The 18,205-nt window shown below is 63.0% G+C and carries 16 protein-coding genes and 1 pseudogene; 9 read left to right on the top strand and 8 right to left on the bottom strand.

The window, feature by feature from the left end; translation table 11 throughout:
• Positions 1-11 precede the first annotated feature (11 nt).
• Genes XH85_RS41215 through XH85_RS41205 form a run of 3 tightly spaced genes read left to right on the top strand, consistent with a single transcriptional unit; the run spans position 12 to position 2,912 of the window.
• On the top strand, positions 12-1,184 hold the full coding sequence (locus XH85_RS41215; protein WP_128936476.1) for an ABC transporter ATP-binding protein: 1,173 nt from the start codon (positions 12-14) through the stop codon (positions 1,182-1,184).
• Entirely contained in the window at positions 1,181-2,095 is a 915-nt protein-coding gene (locus tag XH85_RS41210) for an ABC transporter permease (RefSeq protein ID WP_128936475.1), read from the top strand. Before XH85_RS41215 ends, XH85_RS41210 begins: the two co-directional genes overlap by 4 nt.
• A 4-nt stretch (positions 2,096-2,099) precedes the next feature.
• Complete coding sequence (locus tag XH85_RS41205) at positions 2,100-2,912, top strand: ABC transporter permease (RefSeq protein WP_128936474.1); 813 nt, start codon at positions 2,100-2,102, stop codon at positions 2,910-2,912.
• Between the two features lie 102 nt (positions 2,913-3,014).
• On the opposite strand, the gene XH85_RS41200 is transcribed toward XH85_RS41205, so the two are convergent.
• From XH85_RS41200 to XH85_RS41185, 4 genes are all read right to left on the bottom strand, one after another.
• Complete coding sequence (locus XH85_RS41200) at positions 3,015-3,866, bottom strand: carbohydrate ABC transporter permease (RefSeq protein WP_091888255.1); 852 nt, start codon at positions 3,864-3,866, stop codon at positions 3,015-3,017.
• Positions 3,863-4,735, bottom strand: coding sequence for a carbohydrate ABC transporter permease (locus tag XH85_RS41195; RefSeq protein WP_128936473.1), 873 nt, complete (start codon positions 4,733-4,735; stop codon positions 3,863-3,865). Before XH85_RS41195 ends, XH85_RS41200 begins: the two co-directional genes overlap by 4 nt.
• A 94-nt stretch (positions 4,736-4,829) precedes the next feature.
• Positions 4,830-6,215: an ABC transporter substrate-binding protein gene (locus XH85_RS41190; RefSeq protein ID WP_091888259.1), complete on the bottom strand. Its 1,386-nt coding sequence runs from the start codon at positions 6,213-6,215 to the stop codon at positions 4,830-4,832.
• A 389-nt stretch (positions 6,216-6,604) separates the two neighbouring features.
• Positions 6,605-7,585, bottom strand: a complete 981-nt coding sequence (locus XH85_RS41185; protein ID WP_164940420.1) for a LysR family transcriptional regulator — start codon at positions 7,583-7,585, stop codon at positions 6,605-6,607.
• A gap of 118 nt (positions 7,586-7,703) precedes the next feature.
• On the opposite strand from XH85_RS41185, the gene XH85_RS41180 reads away from it, so the two are divergent.
• The 4 genes and pseudogenes from XH85_RS41180 to XH85_RS41165 all read left to right on the top strand — a co-directional run bounded on the left by XH85_RS41180 (position 7,704) and on the right by XH85_RS41165 (position 11,799).
• Entirely contained in the window at positions 7,704-8,777 is a 1,074-nt protein-coding gene (locus XH85_RS41180; RefSeq protein WP_128936472.1) for a 4-oxalomesaconate tautomerase, read from the top strand.
• A gap of 53 nt (positions 8,778-8,830) precedes the next feature.
• Positions 8,831-10,210 (top strand): C4-dicarboxylate transporter DctA, encoded by a 1,380-nt coding sequence (gene dctA / locus XH85_RS41175; protein WP_128936471.1) that lies wholly within the window; start codon positions 8,831-8,833, stop codon positions 10,208-10,210.
• Between the two features lie 172 nt (positions 10,211-10,382).
• Positions 10,383-11,488, top strand: a pseudogene (locus tag XH85_RS41170) (IS5 family transposase).
• On the top strand, positions 11,485-11,799 hold the full coding sequence (locus tag XH85_RS41165; protein WP_128931407.1) for a hypothetical protein: 315 nt from the start codon (positions 11,485-11,487) through the stop codon (positions 11,797-11,799). The pseudogene XH85_RS41170 and the gene XH85_RS41165 overlap by 4 nt, the downstream one beginning before the upstream one ends.
• Here XH85_RS41165 and XH85_RS41160 read toward each other — a convergent pair.
• Positions 11,796-13,688, bottom strand: coding sequence for an AsmA family protein (locus XH85_RS41160; protein WP_164940421.1), 1,893 nt, complete (start codon positions 13,686-13,688; stop codon positions 11,796-11,798). The genes XH85_RS41165 and XH85_RS41160 overlap by 4 nt on opposite strands.
• Before the next feature lie 272 nt (positions 13,689-13,960).
• On the opposite strand from XH85_RS41160, the gene XH85_RS41155 reads away from it, so the two are divergent.
• Together XH85_RS41155 and XH85_RS41150 are read left to right on the top strand one after the other, a co-directional pair.
• Positions 13,961-14,668 (top strand): CoA transferase subunit A, encoded by a 708-nt coding sequence (locus tag XH85_RS41155; protein WP_027573157.1) that lies wholly within the window; start codon positions 13,961-13,963, stop codon positions 14,666-14,668.
• A 68-nt stretch (positions 14,669-14,736) separates the two neighbouring features.
• Positions 14,737-15,387: a 3-oxoacid CoA-transferase subunit B gene (locus XH85_RS41150; RefSeq protein WP_128936470.1), complete on the top strand. Its 651-nt coding sequence runs from the start codon at positions 14,737-14,739 to the stop codon at positions 15,385-15,387.
• A gap of 200 nt (positions 15,388-15,587) precedes the next feature.
• On the opposite strand, the gene XH85_RS41145 is transcribed toward XH85_RS41150, so the two are convergent.
• The 3 genes from XH85_RS41145 to XH85_RS41135 all read right to left on the bottom strand — a co-directional run bounded on the left by XH85_RS41145 (position 15,588) and on the right by XH85_RS41135 (position 18,087).
• Positions 15,588-16,466: an SUMF1/EgtB/PvdO family nonheme iron enzyme gene (locus XH85_RS41145; protein ID WP_128936469.1), complete on the bottom strand. Its 879-nt coding sequence runs from the start codon at positions 16,464-16,466 to the stop codon at positions 15,588-15,590.
• Between the two features lie 52 nt (positions 16,467-16,518).
• Entirely contained in the window at positions 16,519-17,643 is a 1,125-nt protein-coding gene (gene nirK / locus XH85_RS41140) for a copper-containing nitrite reductase (protein ID WP_164940418.1), read from the bottom strand.
• 237 nt (positions 17,644-17,880) lie between these two features.
• Positions 17,881-18,087 carry a hypothetical protein gene (locus XH85_RS41135; RefSeq protein ID WP_128936467.1) on the bottom strand — a complete coding sequence of 69 codons (207 nt, stop codon included), beginning with the start codon at positions 18,085-18,087 and terminating at the stop codon, positions 17,881-17,883.
• Between the last annotated feature and the right edge of the window lie 118 nt (positions 18,088-18,205).

Genomic DNA, 18,205 nt, shown 5'->3' with positions numbered 1-18,205 from the left:
TGGCAGGGAACATGACGGACGAGTTGCCCAGAACAGACGCCGCGGCCAATGCGGCCAGCGGAGATCAACATCCGGCGGCCGGGCAGCCGTTGCTGCGCATCGAGGGCGTCGCCAAGACGTTCGGGACGTTCCGTGCCGTGGACGGCGTATCGCTCGACATCAAGGCCGGCGAGTTTTTCGCGCTGCTTGGTCCGAGCGGCTGCGGAAAGACCACGCTTTTGCGCATGCTCGCCGGCTTCGAGGCGCCGGACGAGGGGCGCATCCTGCTCGGGGGTCAGGATATCGCGCAGGCCTTGCCGCACGAGCGTCCGATCAACATGATGTTCCAGAGCTACGCGCTGTTTCCGCACCTGTCGGTGCGCGACAACATCGCTTTCGGCCTGAAGCGTGCCGGCATGGCGCGCGCCGACATCGCCTCGCGCGTGGCGGAGATGGTCGCACTGGTGAAGCTCGAGGGACTTGAGAAGCGCAAGCCCGACCAGCTCTCCGGCGGCCAGCGCCAGCGCGTGGCGCTGGCCCGTGCGCTGGCCCGCCGTCCGCAGCTCCTGTTGCTCGACGAGCCTCTCGCCGCACTCGACAAGAAGCTGCGCGAGAGCACGCAAGCCGAGCTGATGGAGCTGCAGCGCCGGCTCGGCATGACCTTCATCATCGTCACCCACGACCAGGAGGAGGCGATGACGATGGCGAGCCGGATCGGCGTGATGAATGCCGGCAAGCTGGCGCAGGTTGCGAGCCCGCGCGAGCTCTATGAGGCGCCGCGCTCGCGCTGGATCGCGGAGTTCGTCGGCGACGTCAATTTGTTCGAGGGCGAGTTCAAATTGCGCGACGGTCATCGCCTGATCATCGCCACGCGCGAGGCCGGGACCTTGGTTGCGGCCGAGCCGCGCGAACCGGTGAGCGAGGCGAAATTGTCGGTCGCGATCCGGCCCGAGAAGGTCAAGCTCTCGCGCCGCGGCCCGGTGTTTGAGGCCGGTCGTGAAACGGCGATCAACAGTCTGGACGGTGTGATCGCCGACATCTGCTATCTCGGCGGCACCACCACCTATAAGGTGAAGCTCGACGACGGCGGAATGGTGCAAGCTTCAGTCGTCAACAGCGCGCGTCTCGACGTCGACGCCTACAGCGTGAACCAGAATGTCGTCGCCTGGTTCACGCCCGACGACTGCGTGGTGTTGCCGTCGTGAGCGGACGGCGCATCTTCGCGCGGCCGGCGCGTTTTGCTGCCATCGCGCCTTACGTCTGGATGGTGCTGTTCTTCCTGGTGCCGTTCGCCTTCGTGCTGAAGATCAGCCTGTCGCAGACGGCGATTGCGCAGCCGCCTTACGAGCCCGTGTTCGACCTGACGGCGGGATGGGAAGCAGTGAAGACGGCGCTTGCTGCGTTGTCGATCGATAATTTCAGGCTGCTGATCTCCGACGAAATCTATGCATTCGCCTATGTGCGCAGTCTCACCGTCGCCGTCACAGCGACCGTGCTCCTGCTCCTGATCGGCTATCCCATCGCCTATGGCATGGCGCGGCTGCCCAAGCGCTGGCAGGCGGTGGCGATGGTGCTGGTGATCGTGCCGTTCTGGACCTCTTTCCTGATCCGCATCTATGCCTGGATCAACATCCTCCAGCACGACGGCTTGCTCAACCAGATCCTGCTGGCACTGCATCTGGTCAGCCAGCCCGTCGTGTGGCTCTCCACCGACAGCGCAATGTATATCGGCATCGTCTATTCCTATCTGCCGTTCATGATCCTGCCGCTCTACGCCACGCTCGCCAAGATGGAGCCGGCGCTGGAGGAGGCGGCCGGCGATCTCGGCGCGCCGCCCTGGCAGGTGTTCTGGCTCGTCACCTTCCCGCTGTCGCTGCCCGGCGTCGGCGCCGGCGTGCTCTTGTGCTTCATTCCCATCGTTGGCGAGTTCGTGATTCCTGACCTTCTCGCCGGCTCCAACGCGCTGATGATCGGCCAGACCCTCTGGCTCGAATTCTTCACCAACAAGGACTGGCCGGTCGCGTCCGCGGCGGCCATCGTGCTGCTGGTTGTGCTGCTGGTGCCGCTGCTGCTGTACGAGCGGCTTCAGAAGCGGCAGCTGGAACAGGGGCGCTGAGACGATGCGCAAGCTCTCCCGTCTCTCCCGCTTCAACATCGCCTCGCTCGCGCTGGGGCTAGCGTTCCTTTACCTGCCGATCCTCATCCTCGTCATCTATTCCTTCAATGCCTCGCGCCTGGTGACGGTGTGGGGTGGCTGGTCGCTGCGCTGGTATCACGAGTTCTTCAACGACCGCGCCATGATCGAGGCGGCCTGGATGAGCCTGCGGGTTGCGGTCTCGTCCGCGACCATTGCCACGCTGCTCGGCACGCTCGCCGCGGTCGCACTGTCGCGTGGTGAACGCTTCGGCGGCCGTACGCTGTTCTCCGGCATGCTCTATGCACCGCTGGTGATGCCGGAGGTGATCACCGGATTGTCGCTGCTGCTGCTGTTCGTGGCGCTCAACGCCGAGCGCGGCTTCTGGACGGTGACGATCGCCCACACCACGCTGACGATGTGCTTCGTCGCTGTCGTCGTGCAGTCCCGCCTCGGCTCGCTCGATCGTTCGCTGGAGGAGGCGGCGATGGACCTCGGCTGCGATCCTGTCCGCGCCTTCGTGGCCGTCACGCTGCCGCTGATTGCGCCGGCAATCGTCGCCGGCTGGATGCTGGCATTCACGCTGTCGCTGGACGATCTCGTGATCGCGAGCTTCACCACGGGCCCCGGCTCCGCGACCTTGCCGATCCGGATCTACTCCGAGGTACGGCTGGGGGTGAAGCCCGAGATCAACGCGATCTGCACCCTGGTGATCGTCCTGATCGCGGTGGTGATCGTTGTCGCCTCGCTCGCCTCGAAGCTGTCGAGCTCGCAGGGCGAGAGCGCGGCGCCGCTGTGAGCCGATCGTCACGCGAACGAAGCGAAGCAATCCAGAAATGCCCCCGCGGAAACACTCTGGATTGCTTCGTCGCTACGCTCCTCGCAATGACACGAAGGGCTGTTACGACTTCACTGCACCTGCCGTGAGCCCGCCCACCATGTAACGGCGGAAGGCGTAGTAGACCGCGGCCGGCGGCAGCGCGTAGATGAAGCCGGTTGTCATCAGCAGCTCCCATGGCGAGTCGTCGGCGGCGAGGAAGTTGCCGAGCGCGACGGGGAGGGTGATCTCGCGGTCGTTCGAGAGCAGTAGGAACGCGTAGAGATATTCGTTCCAGGCCAGCAGCACCGCATAGGTGCCGATCGCGACCAGCGACGGCATCATCAACGGCAGATAGACCAGGCGGAAGATCTGGAGCGTCGTCGCGCCATCCATGACGGCGGCTTCGTCCAGCTCGACCGGCAGTTTGTCGGAGGCCTGCTTGAGCACCCAGATCGCGTAGGGGCTGGCGATCGTCACCATGGCCAGGATCAGCGACCAGTGATTGTTGAGCAGGCCGTAATTGCCCATGGTGCGATACATCGGCACGGCGAGGAACGCCGCGGGGATGAAATAGGTGAAGAGCGCGAGGTTCAACACCATGCGTCCGCCCGGCACCTTCAGCCGCGAGATCGAGAACGCCGCCGCAGTCGCGATGAACAGGGTCAGCACGCCGACAGATGCCGCGATCAGCGTCGAATTCCAGAACTGGACGTAGAAGTCGCGCAGGAAATAATGCTGCTGCTTGAACACGATCTCGAAGTTATGCAGCGTCGGATGATCCGGCCACAGCTTGCCCGAGAACGCGTCCTCCTTCGGGGAGATTGCGAACAGGAACATGTGATAGATCGGGATCATCGTCCACAGGAAGACGGGGATACCGATCAGCAGCAGCCGCGCTTCGATCGCGACTTCGCGCAAGGAGGGGAGCTTCATCGCGACAACCGTTTCATCATGAAGTACACGAGCGGCAGGACGAACGGCATCGCGCAGACGATCGACGCCATGGCCAGCGAGAGCTGGTCGAGCCGGAGATAGCGGATGCCGAGCGTCGACAGCACGTGCGTGAGGTCGGCCGGACCACCGCCGGTGAGCAGATAGACGCTGTTGAAGTCGCCGAGCGTCCAGATCATCGAGAGCAGCGTGCAGGTGACGTAGAGAGTCTGCATCGACGGCCAGGTGATGTAGCGGAATTTCTGCCACCAGCTCGCACCGTCGACCTCGGCGGCCTCGAACAGATCGTGGGAGATCGCAAGGCGGCCGGTGATCAGGATCAGCGTCCAGAACGGCAGCGACTTCCAGATGTGCACGGCGATCGCCATGGTCAGCGCCACGGTCGGATCGTTCAGCCAGTTCGGGCCGTCATCGCCGGTGAAGGTGAAGATGAAGTGGTTGATCATGCCCCATTCGGGATTGAGCATGAAGCGCACCGACAGGATGGTCGGGATCGACGGTACCGCCCAGGGCAGGATGAAGATCACCGAGAGCCATTTGATCCAGGTGCGCTGCTGGGCGAAGAAGCCGGATAGGAACAGCGCGATCAGCATCTTGATGTTGATGCCGATGACCAGGAAGATCAGCGTGTTGACCGCGGCGCGCGCGAAGATCGGGTCGTTGTAGAGTGCGACATAGTTTGCCGGGGCGCGCGCCAGCCACAGCCCGTAGCCGACGGGATAGACGACGAAGGCGAGGAAAACGAGCAGATAGGGCGCGAGCAGTACGATGCCCCAGACCTGCGCCGGGGTCAGCCGCGACGACAGGGGCGTGCCGGGCATTGCCTGATCGCCAGAGAGCGTGATCGCCATTCTTTTCGGTCTCTTCAAAGAGAAGCCGGCCGCGAAACGCGGCCGGTGTTGTTCTTACACCTCCCCCCGCAACGCGGGGAGAGGGGCGGATGACTTAACCCGCGACCTGCTTGATGCGGGCGATCAGTTCGTCGACGGCCTTGTCGACCGGAACCTTCTCGCTCACCACCCGGTTCATCGCCTTCGCCCACACGTTCTCGTTGTTGAGGATCGTGAACTTCCAGTTCTTGGTGAAGTCGAACGCGGCGGTGCCGCCCTTGAACTGCGTGTAGACCGCCTTGCGGTGTTTGTCAGCCTGCCAGAACGGGCTTTCCTGGCTTTCCTTCGTCACCGGGAACCAGCGGCCCAGTGCGCCCTCGATATAGGGACGGACGTTCTCTTCCTGGAGCAGGAAGCTGATGAACTGCTTGGCCTCGGCCTTGTTCTTGGCCGCGGTGAAGACCAGCCCGGTCTTGACGTCGGAGCGGTAGCGGATGGTCGAACCATCCGGCGCCTTGGGGAAGGACGCCGTGATGATGTCCTGTTCATAGGCCTTCTTGCCGGCGTCGCGCTGCTCCTGGGTAAGGGCCTGGTTCTGCGAGTCCTCGAACCACTTCGCCGCGATCGAGATCGTGAAATTGTGAGTCATCACGATGGTCTTGTTGTGGAAGGCGACGTTGTTGTCAGGATCCTTCCAGGTCGTCGAGGAGGGCGGCGTGCAACCCTTGATGTAGGTGTCGGTGTAGTCCTTCATCGCCTTGATCAGGTTCTCGCGGACCTTGGGATCATCGACCAGCAGCTTGCCGTCGTCGTCAACCAGCTTGACGTGGTAGGCGTCCATGAAGGTGTAGAACGACTGGAAGGCGTCGGTGGATTCCACGCCCATCGGCTGGCCGACGGCATAGATGCGCTGGCCGGTCGCCTTGCGGATCGCCGGCTGCACCTTGTCGCACCAGAACGTCCAGTAGCCCGTCCAGTCGGTCGGAATGTCGCTCTGCTTGAAGCCGGCCTTCTCCAGCATGTCGTTCCAGATCTGGACGTGCATGCTCTGCTGCTTCAGCGGGAAGCCGTAATAAGCCTTCTTCTTGGTCACATCGTTGTAGAGGATCGACGCGTCCAGCGTGTTCTGCACGAACCGGCCCTTGATCGGCTCCATGACATCCGTGAGGTCCTCGAGCTTGCCCTCGTAAGCCCACTTGCCCTGTGCTTGCACGTCATAAGAGTCGGAATAGGCGACATCGGGCACGGTGCCGGCATCGAGCGCGGCGACCGTCTTCGGAATCATGTCCTGGATCGCGTACTGCGACAATTCGACCTTGATGCCGGTCTTGGCTTCGAATTTCTTGATCGTGTCGATCAACGCGTCGTCTTCGGAGCGATAGAAGCCCTTGCCCCACCAGACCGTAATCGTCTTCTGCTGCGCAAAGGCGGGTGCAGTGGCCGCAAACAGCCCAACCGCAGCGACCGCCAATGATACTGCGCCAATAACCTTGGATCTCACGTTTTTCTCCCTCAAACGGCCGGTGTTTTTAACCGGTCGTATAAAACACTAGCGCATGGCGGAAGTCTGATCTAGCGCCATCTTGTCAGACCAATGTCGTGGGGATAGAGCCTCGCGGAGATGCTTAATGCGCGCATCGATCCAATCGCCGCATCAATTCGCGGCAATCAATTCGCCTTGTGCGTTCTGGCTTGGCCTGACCATGCGCGGCTGCTCGCCGCCAGCGAAAGGCGTTTTAAGCAGTATGAGGACTGAACGCAACGCAACCCGCTCGCAAGGCAGCGGTGCTCTGGCTGCAGGGCCAAAAATGTCTCTGTGAAACGGGCGGATTGATCCGAGGAACTCCAGTTCGACAGGGAACGGTCTTGCCCCGGTCTGCCGGCGAGCTATCAGCGTTTCCGCTTCAGACCCGTCGATGCTGTGTTTGAACTTGCCTCGGCGGATCGGGGCCGCGGCTTGACTTGCCCGCTCGTCCGGGAAGGAGAGCGCCACGCCTCGAGCAGCATCTTGAGAAATTGGCTGGCATGAGGGGATAGTGTCGCCCCGCGCCTGCGCACGATTCCGATCGTCCGCGACACTTCCGGCTCGATCAACCGAATGGTGTGAATGATCGGATGGCCGGCGACGGGCGTCGCGAGTTTCGGTAGCACGGCGATTCCGAGTCCCGCTTCGACGAGGCCAAGCGAACCTGAGAGATGCGCGACTTCATAGGACCAGTTCAGCTGCAGGCCGTGTCGCGCCAGCGCATTGTCGATCAACGCGCGATTGCCGCTGTTGCGACCGACGGTGATGACCCGGTGCGGCACGATCTCCGACCAGCTTACCTGTTTGCGCGATGCCAACGGATGGTCATGACGGCAGGCCAGGACGAAAGGATCTTCAACCAGTTTCTCAAATTCAATTTCGGCATGTGATGCACCAATGAAATTGATGCCGAAGTCGGCTTCGCCGCGCGCGACCGCTTCCAATCCCTCATTGGCGCCGATGTCCAGAATCCGGATGCGAATGCGCGGATACGCTTCGGCAAACCGGCCGATCGCTCGCGGCAGGAAATAGAACACTGCTGTCGGCACCGCAGCCACCGAGACCAAGCCTGAACTTCGCGCGCCGATATCCTGGATGGCGAGCACCGAGGTCTCAAACTCGTCGATGAGGCGGCGCACCTTCGGCAGGAAGTCGCGGCCGGTCATGGTGAGATTGACGTGGCGCGTCGACCGCTCGAGCAACGGCGCACCGAGGCTTTCTTCCAGCTTCTGAATACGTCGGCTGAGCGCTGGTTGAGACAGGTTCAGCGCCTTGGCGGTCCGGACAAAGCTTCCCGTCTCCGCGACGGTGATGAACGCCCTGAGGTCGAGCAGTTCTGCGTTCATGGCAGGACTCCATTTTTTCTGGAAACGAAATAATACCTCAGATATTTGCATTTCACAAAAGAGTTCAGAGGGAGGATGCTCCGGTTCGGGCGAAGATGTCGCCGAACGGAAGAATTCCATGAACGATCAGATTGCCATTCCCTGTGTGGTCATGCGCGGGGGTACCTCACGCGGACCGTTTTTCCTGGCCCGCGATCTTCCCGCCGACCCCAGGTCGCGCGACGCGGTCCTGTTGTCTGTGATGGGAGGCGGCCACGATCTTGGAATCGATGGAATCGGCGGCGGCAATGCCGTTATCAACAAGGTCGCGATCATCGGACCGCCAACGGTGCCCGGCGCCGACGTTGACTACCTGTTTGCCCAGGTACGTGTTCGTGAAGGGATTGTCGATACCTCGCCGAACTGCGGAAACATGCTGGCGGCGGTGGGGCCGTTCGCAATCGAGGCCGGCCTGGTCGCCGCGACCGCAGATCGCACCCATGTCCGCATCCACAATGTCAACACCGGCAAGCTGATTGATGCGACCGTTGCCACCCCCGGAGCGCGGGTGACTTACGAGGGCGAGGCGCGGATCGACGGCGTACCGGGAACGGCCGCGCCCATCGAACTGTCGTTCCCTAACGCGGCCGGCGCACGCACCGGTCGCCTGCTGCCGACAGGACGACCGATCGATCGCATCGAAGGGATCGACGTGACCTGCATCGACGCGGCGATGCCGGTCATGCTGGTCCGCGCGGCGGATCTGGGATGGACCGGCCGTGAGGCACCTTCGGACTTCGCCGACAGCGGCTTCCGCGCGCGTCTCGAGAACTTGCGCATCGAAGCCGGGCGCCTGATGGGTTTTCCAAATTCCACGACAATGGTGATCCCGAAGCCGGTTCTGATTGCGTCTGCGGGCGAGGCGACGTTGAACACCCGGTACTTCATGCCGCATGACTGCCATGGCGCGCTGGCGGTGACCGGCGCTGTCGCAATCGCGACGGCCTGTGTCACGCCCGGGACTATCGCCGCAGACATGGTGGGACCGCTGGCGCCGCCGGTGCCGATCACGCTCGCTCATCCCTCCGGCCAGCTCGTGGTTCGGCTGGAGCCCGGTCCGGTCGCCCGGGTGCAGCGGACAGCCCGGCGGATCTTCGAGGGCCACGTCTTCGCCCGCCGGTCGCATGTGCCTCATTCGGTCTTGGCGGCCTGAAGCCCGCCGCCTCCGCAGCCATCAAGAAAATCAGAGCCATGGGAGAAACGAGAATGCACAAGCAAGCGCTGGCTGGGCCCGAGAACAGTGAGCCGCGAAAACCATTCTACCGGATTCTCTACGTCCAGGTGCTGATCGGCCTCATGCTTGGCGTCCTCACCGGCCATTTCTGGCCTGAATTTGGCGCCGCGCTGAAGCCCTTCGGAGACGGCTTCGTCAAGCTGGTCAAGATGATGATCGCGCCGATCGTGTTCTGCACCATCGTCAGCGGCATCAACAGCATCAGCGATTCCCGCGAGGTCGGCCGCACGCTGGTGAAATCCATGGCGCTGTTCTACCTGCTGACCGTGCTCGCGCTGATGGCCGGCCTGATCGCTGTATCGCTGATCCAGCCAGGGGCGGGCATGCATGTTTCCGTCAGTACGCTGGACCCGTCGGTGGCTGCGAAATTCACCAAGCAGGCAGGTGCGACCGGATTTGCGGACTTCATGCTGCACATCATCCCGCATTCGTTCTTTGGAGCGTTTGCCGATGGCGAAGTGCTGCCGGTGCTACTGATCTCCATCCTGATCGCCTTTGGCCTAAGCCGTGCCGGCGATGGCGGCGTCGTGGTGACAAAGGCAGTCGCCTCGTTCTCTCACGTGCTGTTTGTATCCTTCGGCTTCATCATGAAGCTCGCGCCGCTCGGCGCCTTTGGCGCCATGGCGTTCACGGTGGGCCGCTACGGCATCCGCTCGATTGGTTCGCTCGGACTGCTGATCCTGACATTCTATATCGCCTGCTCCGTCTTCGTGGTCGTCGTGCTTGGTACGCTGGCGCGGCTGAACGGCTTCAGTCTGTGGAAGACCATCCGCTACTTCAGGGAAGAACTGCTGATCGTGCTCGGCACGTCGTCGTCGGAGCCGGCGCTGCCTGGCGCGCTGCGCAAGCTGGAGCAGCTCGGATGCCGGAAAGGCGTGTCAGGGCTCGTGTTGCCGATGGGCTACTCGTTCAATCTGGACGGCAGCGCCATTTATCTCACCTTGGCCTCCATCTTCATTGCGCAGGCCTGTGACATTCACCTGTCATGGGGTCAGATCGCGGCGATGCTCGGACTGATGCTGCTGACGTCCAAGGGGGCGGCCGGCGTCACCGGCAGCGGCTTCGTCGCGCTTGTCGCGACCCTCTCGGTCATGCCGGATTTGCCGGTGACCGGCGTGGCGCTGCTTGTCGGCATCGACCGCTTCATGTCGGAGGCGCGGGCGCTGACCAGCATGATCAGCAACTGTGTCGCGTCCATCACCGTTTCGCTGTGGGAGGACGCCTGTGACCGCGAGGTGCTGGCCCGTGAACTGGGACAGAGCGGCACTGTCACGGCCGGGACGAAGATCGCGGAGGCAGCGCTGGTGCGGGAGGACAAGAGCTGGATCTCGACGACGCAACCGGCCGCTTGACGCAGCGTTTGCAAAATCGGTCGCAGTATTCAGCCTGGCAAATCGAGCCCGTGGCCTGCAGGCTGCCAATCCCTAAGAGAGCGACGTTGATCACTCTAGCAGGCTGTTGAAGAAGTCTCTGGCGGGATGGCAGTGGACGTGATTCTCTCGATAGTTGAATCGGGAGGCCATGATGCGGGGATCGGACGAGCGGTCTGGATCGCTCTTCAGTTACGTGGATCTTGAAGCGCGGGTTCGCCCGGATCACGCCTTACGGAAGATCCGGGAGATTGTGAACGCTGCGCTGGACGATCTATCGAAGGCATTTGCGGGGCTTTACACGGACTTTGGCCGACCCTCGATTGCACCGGAGAGGCTGCTTCGGGCGATGTTGTTGCAGGCGTTCTATGGCATCCGCTCGGAACGACAATTGATGGAGCGGCTGGAGTTCGACCTGTTGTTCCGCTGGTTTGTCGGTCTTGGCGTGGACGATCCGGTGTGGGACCACTCGACCTTTTCCAAGAACCGCGACCGGCTGCTAGAGGGTGAGATCGCCGCTAAGTTCCTCTCCGCGGTAATGGCTCAGCCGAAAGTGAAGCGGCTATTGTCGAGCGACCACTTCTCGGTGGACGGCACGCTGATTGAGGCGTGGGCTTCGATCAAGAGCTTCCGCAGAAGGGATGGAGGCGACAACGACAGTGGGGGCCGGGACGTAACGCTGAGCGCAGCTTCCACAAGGAGAAGCGTTCAAACAAGACGCACCAAAGCACCACCGATCCGGAGGCTCGGCTGTACAAGAAGGGCGATGGGCAGCCGGCCAAGCTCTGCTACATGGGGCATGCTCTGATGGAAAATCGCCATGGTTTGGCGGTCGGCGGCATTGTCAGCCAGGCCACCGGTACGGCCGAACGAGAGACAGCGCTGGCGTTGATTGATAATTGCCATCCCAGAGGCCGGCGGGTCACGCTCGGCGCGGACAAGGCTTATGACGTTACGCAGTTCGTGCACGACTTGAGAGAACGATCGGTGACGCCGCACATCGCAATCGACGGACACCTCAGCAAGACAGGCGTCCCGCGCAAGACGGCGGTCGATGCCCGCTCCACCCGCCATGCCGGCTACGAGATCAGCCAACGCTGCCGCAAGCGGATTGAGGAAGTGTTCGGATGGATCAAGAGTTCCGCCGGTCTGGCCAAGGTAAAGCTGCGAGGGCGCGAGCGTGTGGACGCCGTCTTTACGTTGGCGCTTGCCGCCTACAATCTGATCCGCCTGCCCAAGCTGCTGGCGGTGCAGCTATGAGCGTGCGGGGCAAATGGCGCGTCGTGGAAACGCCCGATCACGACATGGCCGGGTCGGGCTCTTACATCCTGTTCACAAACGATGGTGGCGAGTTCGCCCTGGATTGTCTCACCGGGGCAATATACGGCCGTTGCGAAGGCGATGCCGTCGAGTTCACATGGGATGGCAACGACGAGATGGAGCCCGCAAAAGGCCGTGGTTGGGCAGAAGAGCTCGCCGATGGCTCGCTCGAAGGTAAGATATGCCTCGAAGGCGGCGACGACATTCCTTTTATCGCCCGCCGATTGGCTACTTCTTCAACAGCCTGCTAGTTGGATTTGGCGCTGTCCTTCGCATTCTCCGCCGTCGGCGATCCGTCCTGCGCGGGGCGCTTTCCGCCCCCGGTGATGCGCTGCTTCAGGAGATCGAGGAAGGGAGACGCCGCAGGCGACTGGCGGATCAAGCTTTCGGGGTCGGGGAAGATCAGGGGATCGTCCCAAGGCCCCTGCACCATGAAGGGCAATTGAAAGCCGGACGTGGTGTTGAGGCTCGCCACGCCCTTCATGTCGTATTCGCGCGTCGGCACCGAGGCGGTGCCGGTCAGCGTGATCTTCGCCGCGGGTCCCTCGATGCGGATGTCCTCGGCGGTGGCGATCCCATCGGCGAATTTCACCGCGATGGTGAGATTGTTATAAGGGGTCGAGCCGTTGCGGAAATTGCCGCCGCCCGACAGCGGCCGCCGCTCCAGACGCTTCAGCAGCTGCTCGGCGTTGAAGCCAGCGATCGCGCCGTCATGCCCGTTGACGGTGGCGCTGCCGTCGAGCGACTGCACGAGGCCGAACGGGCTCGAGCCTGAAGCGAAGAGCGACACGTTGATGTTGCCGCGCCCCGAGAGCTTGTTGATGCCGAACAGCTCGGTGGCGCAGGCCTGCAGATCGACATCGGTGAACTGGAACTGCGCCTTGATGTCGGCGACGCTGTCGGCGCGCGCGATGCCGAACGAGCCCCTGGCGATGCCGCCAAAGATCTGGGCCTCGCCCACCGAGAGCGCCAGCGTGCCGTTGCGCAAATTGGCGCCGATCGCGGTGCGGCCGAGCTTCGACGGACCGACCGTCAGCTTTGCCGCCGACAGGCGCATGTCGAGGTCGGTGGTCGACAATCCGTTGAGATCGAACAGCTGTCTGTTCCAGTCGCGCGCCCCGCTCGCGAGCAGGCGGAAGGTCGAGATATAAGGCGTGAAGTCGAGCGCGTCGGCGGCGAGCGTCGCCTGCAGCGTCTGCCGGCCGTTATTGGCGTAGGTCATGACGCCCTCGGCGGTATTGCCGTCGAGCTCGACATTGACGTTGGTGAGAGCGATCGAGGCACCCACGACGTTGGCGCGCGCCTTCAGCGCGAAACGGCCGAAGCCGCCGCTGCCCGGCTGCGGCTGTCCGGTCCAGCGCAGGGCGTTGCGCAAGGACGGGCTGTCGATGGTGAGGGTGCCTTCCATCATCGGGCTGGTGCGGTTGGCGACGCTGCCGTCGAAGGCGAGCTTGAGCGGCGCGCTCGCGATCCGCGCCTTCAACCCCGACCGCTCGCCGGAGAGGGCGGCGACGAAATCGGAAAAGCTGATCGAGCCGTCGACGCGCTCGCCGCGCCAGTCGAACTGTCCGGTCGCGGCAAAGGAGCGCGAGATCGAGGGCCAGGCCAGCGACAGGTCGATGTCCTCGAGCTTCTCGGTGGCGTGCGTAGCGGCGTCCTCGTAATTGAGTACGCCGTCCTGGATCCTGATCTCGGAGAACGACACCTGGTTGTCGGCCCCGGGCTTCATGGTGCGTGCAATGGTCTGGATGAAGGGTGTCCAGTTGCTCTCGCCGTCCGGCTTCAGGCTGACATGGATGCGCGGCCGCAGCAGCGCCAGGTCGGCGATCTCGAATCGTTGCAGCAGCAGCGGCAGCAGCCGCAAATTGGCGGTGAGCACGTCGACATGGAGCGCGGGATCGTTGGCGCCGCCGCCCTTGAGACCGACGTCGCGGAAGGAGATGTAGCTCGCCGGCAGGACCGAAATGTCGATGTTGCCTGCGACACTGAGCTCGAGCCCGGTCACGTCGCGGATCTGCGCTTCCACCGCCTTGCGCAGCGCGTCACGGTTGATGAGCCAGGAGGTCGCGATCAGGGCTATCAGCGCCACGCCGAGCAGCGCCGCGATCGGCGTCCCGAGGCGCTTCATTCCTTGGGCCATGGTCAATGGCATGTCCTGATCGGGTTGGTCGTTGGAGCCAGAAGGGCGGGTCGGGAAACCTGCGTGCCTACGCCCAACCCCCGCAACTTGATGGGTTTTCTTGTCGCTTTCAAGGCCGCGGGCGATTCTGCCCACGGCGTGGGCAGCTTCTATCACCCGGGGGCGGAACGGAGAACCCCGTATCATTGACGGCCTCGGAGAATTTCGCCTAATAATCGCCGCCAATAAGGCGCGACGCCCGCAAGCCGAAGGTTCAGTCGAAGGTCATTTGCATGAACAAGGTCTATCCCGACGCCAAGTCGGCTCTCGACGGCATTCTCAAAGACAACATGATGATCATGTCGGGCGGCTTCGGCCTCTGCGGCATCGCCGAGGAGCTGTCGGACGCGATCCGCGAGTCCGGCGTCAAGGGCCTGACGGTGGTCTCCAACAATGCCGGCGTCGACGGCATCGGGCTCAGCCGCCTGCTGGAAACCCGGCAGATCAAGAAGATGATCTCGTCCTATGTCGGCGAGAACAAGCTGTTCGCCCAGCAATTTCTCGCCGGCGAGCTGGAACTCGAATTCAATCCGCAGGGCACGCTGGCCGAGCGCATTCGCGCCGGCGGCGCAGGTATCCCGGCCTTCTACACCAAGACCGGCGTCGGCACGCTGATCGCCGAAGGCAAGGAAGTGAAGGAGTTCGACGGCGAGAAGTATCTGATGGAGCGCGGCCTGTTCGCCGACCTCGCCATCGTGCATGCCTGGAAGGGCGACACCGCCGGCAACCTCATCTACCGTAAGACCGCGCGCAACTTTAACCCGATGATGGCGACCGCCGCCAAGATCACCGTGGCCGAGGTCGAGCATCTGGTTCCGGCCGGCGAACTCAATCCCGATCACATCCATACGCCCGGCATCTTCGTGAAGCGCATCGTCGAGGTCGGTACGGCCAAGAAGCGCATCGAATTCCGTAACACCCGCCCGCGCACCAGCGCATGATCCGGAAAAGTGGAAGCCGGTTTTCCGATCAGATCATGCGCCACTAAAGAATCGACAGGAGCACAACGATGGCCTGGACCCGTGAACAGATGGCCGCGCGCGCCGCGAAGGAACTGCGCGACGGCTATTACGTCAATCTCGGCATCGGCATTCCGACGCTGGTCTCGAACTACATCCCCCACGGCATGGACGTCAGCCTCCAGAGCGAGAACGGCATGCTCGGCATGGGCCCGTTCCCCTATGAAGACGAGGTGGACGCGGACCTGATCAACGCCGGCAAGCAGACCGTGAGCGAACTGCCCTCGACGTCCTATTTCTCGAGCGCCGATTCCTTCGGCATGATCCGCGGCGGCCACATGGATCTGTCGATCCTCGGCGCGATGCAGGTGGCCCAGAACGGCGATCTCGCCAACTGGATGATCCCCGGCAAGATGGTCAAGGGCATGGGCGGCGCGATGGACCTCGTCGCCGGCGTCAAGCGCGTCGTCGTGGTGATGGAGCATTCCGCCAAGGACGGTCCGAAGCTCCTGAAGAAGTGCAATCTGCCGCTCACCGGCGAGCGCGTGGTCGACATGGTGGTCACCGATCTTGCCGTCTTCACCATCGACAAGCACGGCGACGGCGGCATGGCCCTGATCGAACTCGCCGACGGCGTCTCGCTCGACGAAGTCAAGGCCAAGACCGAAGCCGAATTCCGCGTCGCGCTGAAGAACACGTAAGGCTCTGGAAGTAGTTGCGAATGGCCGGGCTTGCCCGGCCATTTTCGCTTGAACGTGCGGGTCAGGCGGGTGATCGGGCCTGGGAGGTCGCGAGGCGGCAGGTCGCTTCTACATCCCCGGTGTCGTCCTGGTCTAGTGCGCAATTGCGCACTAGGCCAGGACGACATTGGAGAGGCACGAGCGCGCTCCCGCTACCAGCGTCAAGACCTCGCCGACCACACCTTGCCCCAGCGCGCCGACACACTCGCGACCCACGACCTTTCCTCTCGCACCAGCCGGAAGCCGAGACTGGCTGGCGGCACGCCTTGCGCACAGCCGCCGGCTCGGGCGTCGCGGATGAAATCGGTGACATAGGCGCGGTGCGCGCCTTCCGCGACGCGCACGCCGCAATTCACGGTCGGGCGGATGGCATTGCCGGTCTCGTCGACCCGCGAGCGCACGAAGCAGGTCGAGGTCCATTCCCAGACGTTGCCGGAGATGTCTTCGAGACCGTGCTCGTTGAGGCCGAACTTGCCGAACGGATAGGCGGTGGTGTCGGCGAGGTCGCGCTCAGACTCACGCTCGTAGCGGCTGATCCAGCGCTTCGAAGGATCGCTTGCGTCGACCGGCACGCCGTCATCCTTGAAACGGCTGCCGGCGGCAAATGCCCATTCTTCGTCGCTCGGCAGGCGATAATGCCTGCCGGTCTTGCGCGAGAGCCAGCCCGCATAGGCTTCGGCGTCGTACCAGCTCACCTGGACCGCAGGGCGATCGGGCGCGACGACGACGTCGCGGCCCAGCGCGCGGCATGCGCCATCCTGCACGCAGAGCTGAAAGTCGGCGGAGGAGACCTGTTCGCGCATGATGTGAAGCGGTCTGTTGAACCGCAGCTTTCGCAGCGGCGCTTCGGCCTGCTGCCCGGCGCGCGTGAAATCACCGGCCTCGCGATAGACCAAGCTGCCGGCGGCGATCTCGATGATCGCCGGCTCGCCGCCCGCGCGCGGCGTCGCCATCTCGGAGACCAGAGGCGCGACCGCCAGCGGTCCCGCGAGTCCGGCCGCGCAGGCCAGCGCCAACTTCAGCTTGAATGCGATCAGCATGGTGATCCCCGCAATGAAAAAGGGGCCGGCGATTTGCCGGCCCCTCTGTTTGTCAGTTGGTCTTGCGGCCGGTCTCCAGGGCGCCCTGCGTCTGCGCCGGAATTTCGGCCGGCGCTTTCACCTGGGTCATCAGATCATCGTTCCATTTGCCTTCGACCTTGAAGTGCGCTGTGGCGCCGAGATCTGCGGCCTCGATCAGGTTATGCGTGACGTAGGCGTAGATGCCGGGCTGCTGGAATTTGTACAGCGCTGCGCCCGCAGAACCGCCGCGGATGAACCAGGTCTCGAGCCCGACTTCGGGGGCATTGCCGAATTTGCCGGTCTCCCAGACATAGTCGCCATGGCCGCCGATCAGGTGCGGACGGCTGTCGCGGTTGGCCTGCGAATGCACGATCAGCACGTTCTCGCCGACATTGGCGGTCAGCGCGTTCTTGCCGGTCAGCGCGCCGGCCTTGCCGTTGAACACGACATGGGTCGGCGTGAGCTTCTTCATCACCTCTTCGGTCTCGGTGAAGGCTTCACCGGGCGAATCGTAGGACTTGAAATTGCCCTTCTCGTCGCGCGGCACGTACATGTCCTGCTCGCCGATATAGTAGACCTTGTCGTATTTCAGCGCGTGGCCCTTGCCGTCGTTCAGTCCGTCGCGCGGCAGCACCATCACGGCGCCGTTCATGCCGGAGACGACATGCCAGGGGATCATCGGGCCGCCCGGCGCGCAGTGATAGACGAATACGCCGGTCTTGGTCGCCTTCCAGCGCAGCACGACCTGCTCGCCGGGATTGACCAGCGTGAGCGCACCGCCGCCGAGCGCACCGGTCGCGGAATGGAAGTCGATGTTGTGCGGCATGGTGTTGGTGGCGGGATTGACCAGCGTCGTCTCGACGTAGTCGCCCTCATGCACGACCATCAGCGGTCCCGGCATCGAACCGTTGAAGGTCATCGCCTGGAAGGTGGTGCCTTTCTCGTCGACGACGACCTTCTTCTCCTCGATGGTGAGCTTGAACTCGATGATCTTGGGGCCCTGCTTGGTCGCTTGTTCGTGCGCATGCACGAAAGGCGGAGCGACCAGCTCGACCTTCTGTCGAGGCAGTTTGAGATCGTCAGCGGCCAAAGCGGGGGTCGCCAACATCAGCGCAGTCGCGGCGGCGCCGATCAGTGCAGCTCTGCGGGGGAACATCGGAAGCATCCTTCATCTGAAAATGGTTTTGATGACGGATGCAGTGTGCGCCGATCACAGCAAGATGATTTGCGCTGCAACAACCTTCAGCCGGATTTGCCTCCGCGAAGATCCTTAAGAGGTTTACGGCAATTGCCGCGAGAGCAAGAAGACGGATATTGGTGCGGCGTCAGCCGCGTAGCGGCAATTCGTTCGCATGTTCAATTGCGGTCGATTCCGACAGACTGATTGCTTCGGCTAGAGCAGCTGGATCGCAAGCCAGACCGTTCCCCAGACCGCGAGCGACAGCGCGGCAAAGACAGTCGCCATGATGGCCAGGACGCGCATGGGATGGCCGGCGCCGGTCGTGGGCGCCGCGGGTACGGGACGAAAATCGTCGAAGCGCGGAATGTGGCCGCGAACGCCGGTGAGCCAGAGAATGAGATCGAGGGCGAACGGCGCCATGGCGTCATCTCCGAAAGGGCAATGGTCGAGTCCCAATAGTCCCGCTTCGGCGCTTGGACTTTGAGCAAGCGCAAGGTCGTTTGCTCGAAAACGGATAAATTGAGCGCCATCCGGGACT

Source organism: Bradyrhizobium zhanjiangense (assembly GCF_004114935.1).
Lineage (GTDB): Bacteria > Pseudomonadota > Alphaproteobacteria > Rhizobiales > Xanthobacteraceae > Bradyrhizobium > Bradyrhizobium zhanjiangense.
This window is presented reverse-complemented; position numbering and strand designations above follow the sequence as displayed.

Bases quoted from the DNA above. Each gene is read 5' to 3' on its own strand.
- XH85_RS41215 (WP_128936476.1), top strand. From the start codon at position 12: ATGACGGACGAGTTGCCCAGAACAGACGCCGCGGCCAATGCGGCCAGC.
- XH85_RS41205 (WP_128936474.1), top strand. From the start codon at position 2,100: ATGCGCAAGCTCTCCCGTCTCTCCCGCTTCAACATCGCCTCGCTCGCG.
- XH85_RS41200 (WP_091888255.1), bottom strand. From the start codon at position 3,866: ATGAAGCTCCCCTCCTTGCGCGAAGTCGCGATCGAAGCGCGGCTGCTG.
- XH85_RS41195 (WP_128936473.1), bottom strand. From the start codon at position 4,735: ATGGCGATCACGCTCTCTGGCGATCAGGCAATGCCCGGCACGCCCCTG.
- XH85_RS41185 (WP_164940420.1), bottom strand. From the start codon at position 7,585: ATGAACGCAGAACTGCTCGACCTCAGGGCGTTCATCACCGTCGCGGAG.
- XH85_RS41180 (WP_128936472.1), top strand. From the start codon at position 7,704: ATGAACGATCAGATTGCCATTCCCTGTGTGGTCATGCGCGGGGGTACC.
- dctA (WP_128936471.1), top strand. From the start codon at position 8,831: ATGCACAAGCAAGCGCTGGCTGGGCCCGAGAACAGTGAGCCGCGAAAA.
- XH85_RS41165 (WP_128931407.1), top strand. From the start codon at position 11,485: ATGAGCGTGCGGGGCAAATGGCGCGTCGTGGAAACGCCCGATCACGAC.
- XH85_RS41160 (WP_164940421.1), bottom strand. From the start codon at position 13,688: ATGGCCCAAGGAATGAAGCGCCTCGGGACGCCGATCGCGGCGCTGCTC.
- XH85_RS41155 (WP_027573157.1), top strand. From the start codon at position 13,961: ATGAACAAGGTCTATCCCGACGCCAAGTCGGCTCTCGACGGCATTCTC.
- XH85_RS41150 (WP_128936470.1), top strand. From the start codon at position 14,737: ATGGCCTGGACCCGTGAACAGATGGCCGCGCGCGCCGCGAAGGAACTG.
- XH85_RS41145 (WP_128936469.1), bottom strand. From the start codon at position 16,466: ATGCTGATCGCATTCAAGCTGAAGTTGGCGCTGGCCTGCGCGGCCGGA.
- nirK (WP_164940418.1), bottom strand. From the start codon at position 17,643: ATGTTCCCCCGCAGAGCTGCACTGATCGGCGCCGCCGCGACTGCGCTG.
- XH85_RS41135 (WP_128936467.1), bottom strand. From the start codon at position 18,087: ATGGCGCCGTTCGCCCTCGATCTCATTCTCTGGCTCACCGGCGTTCGC.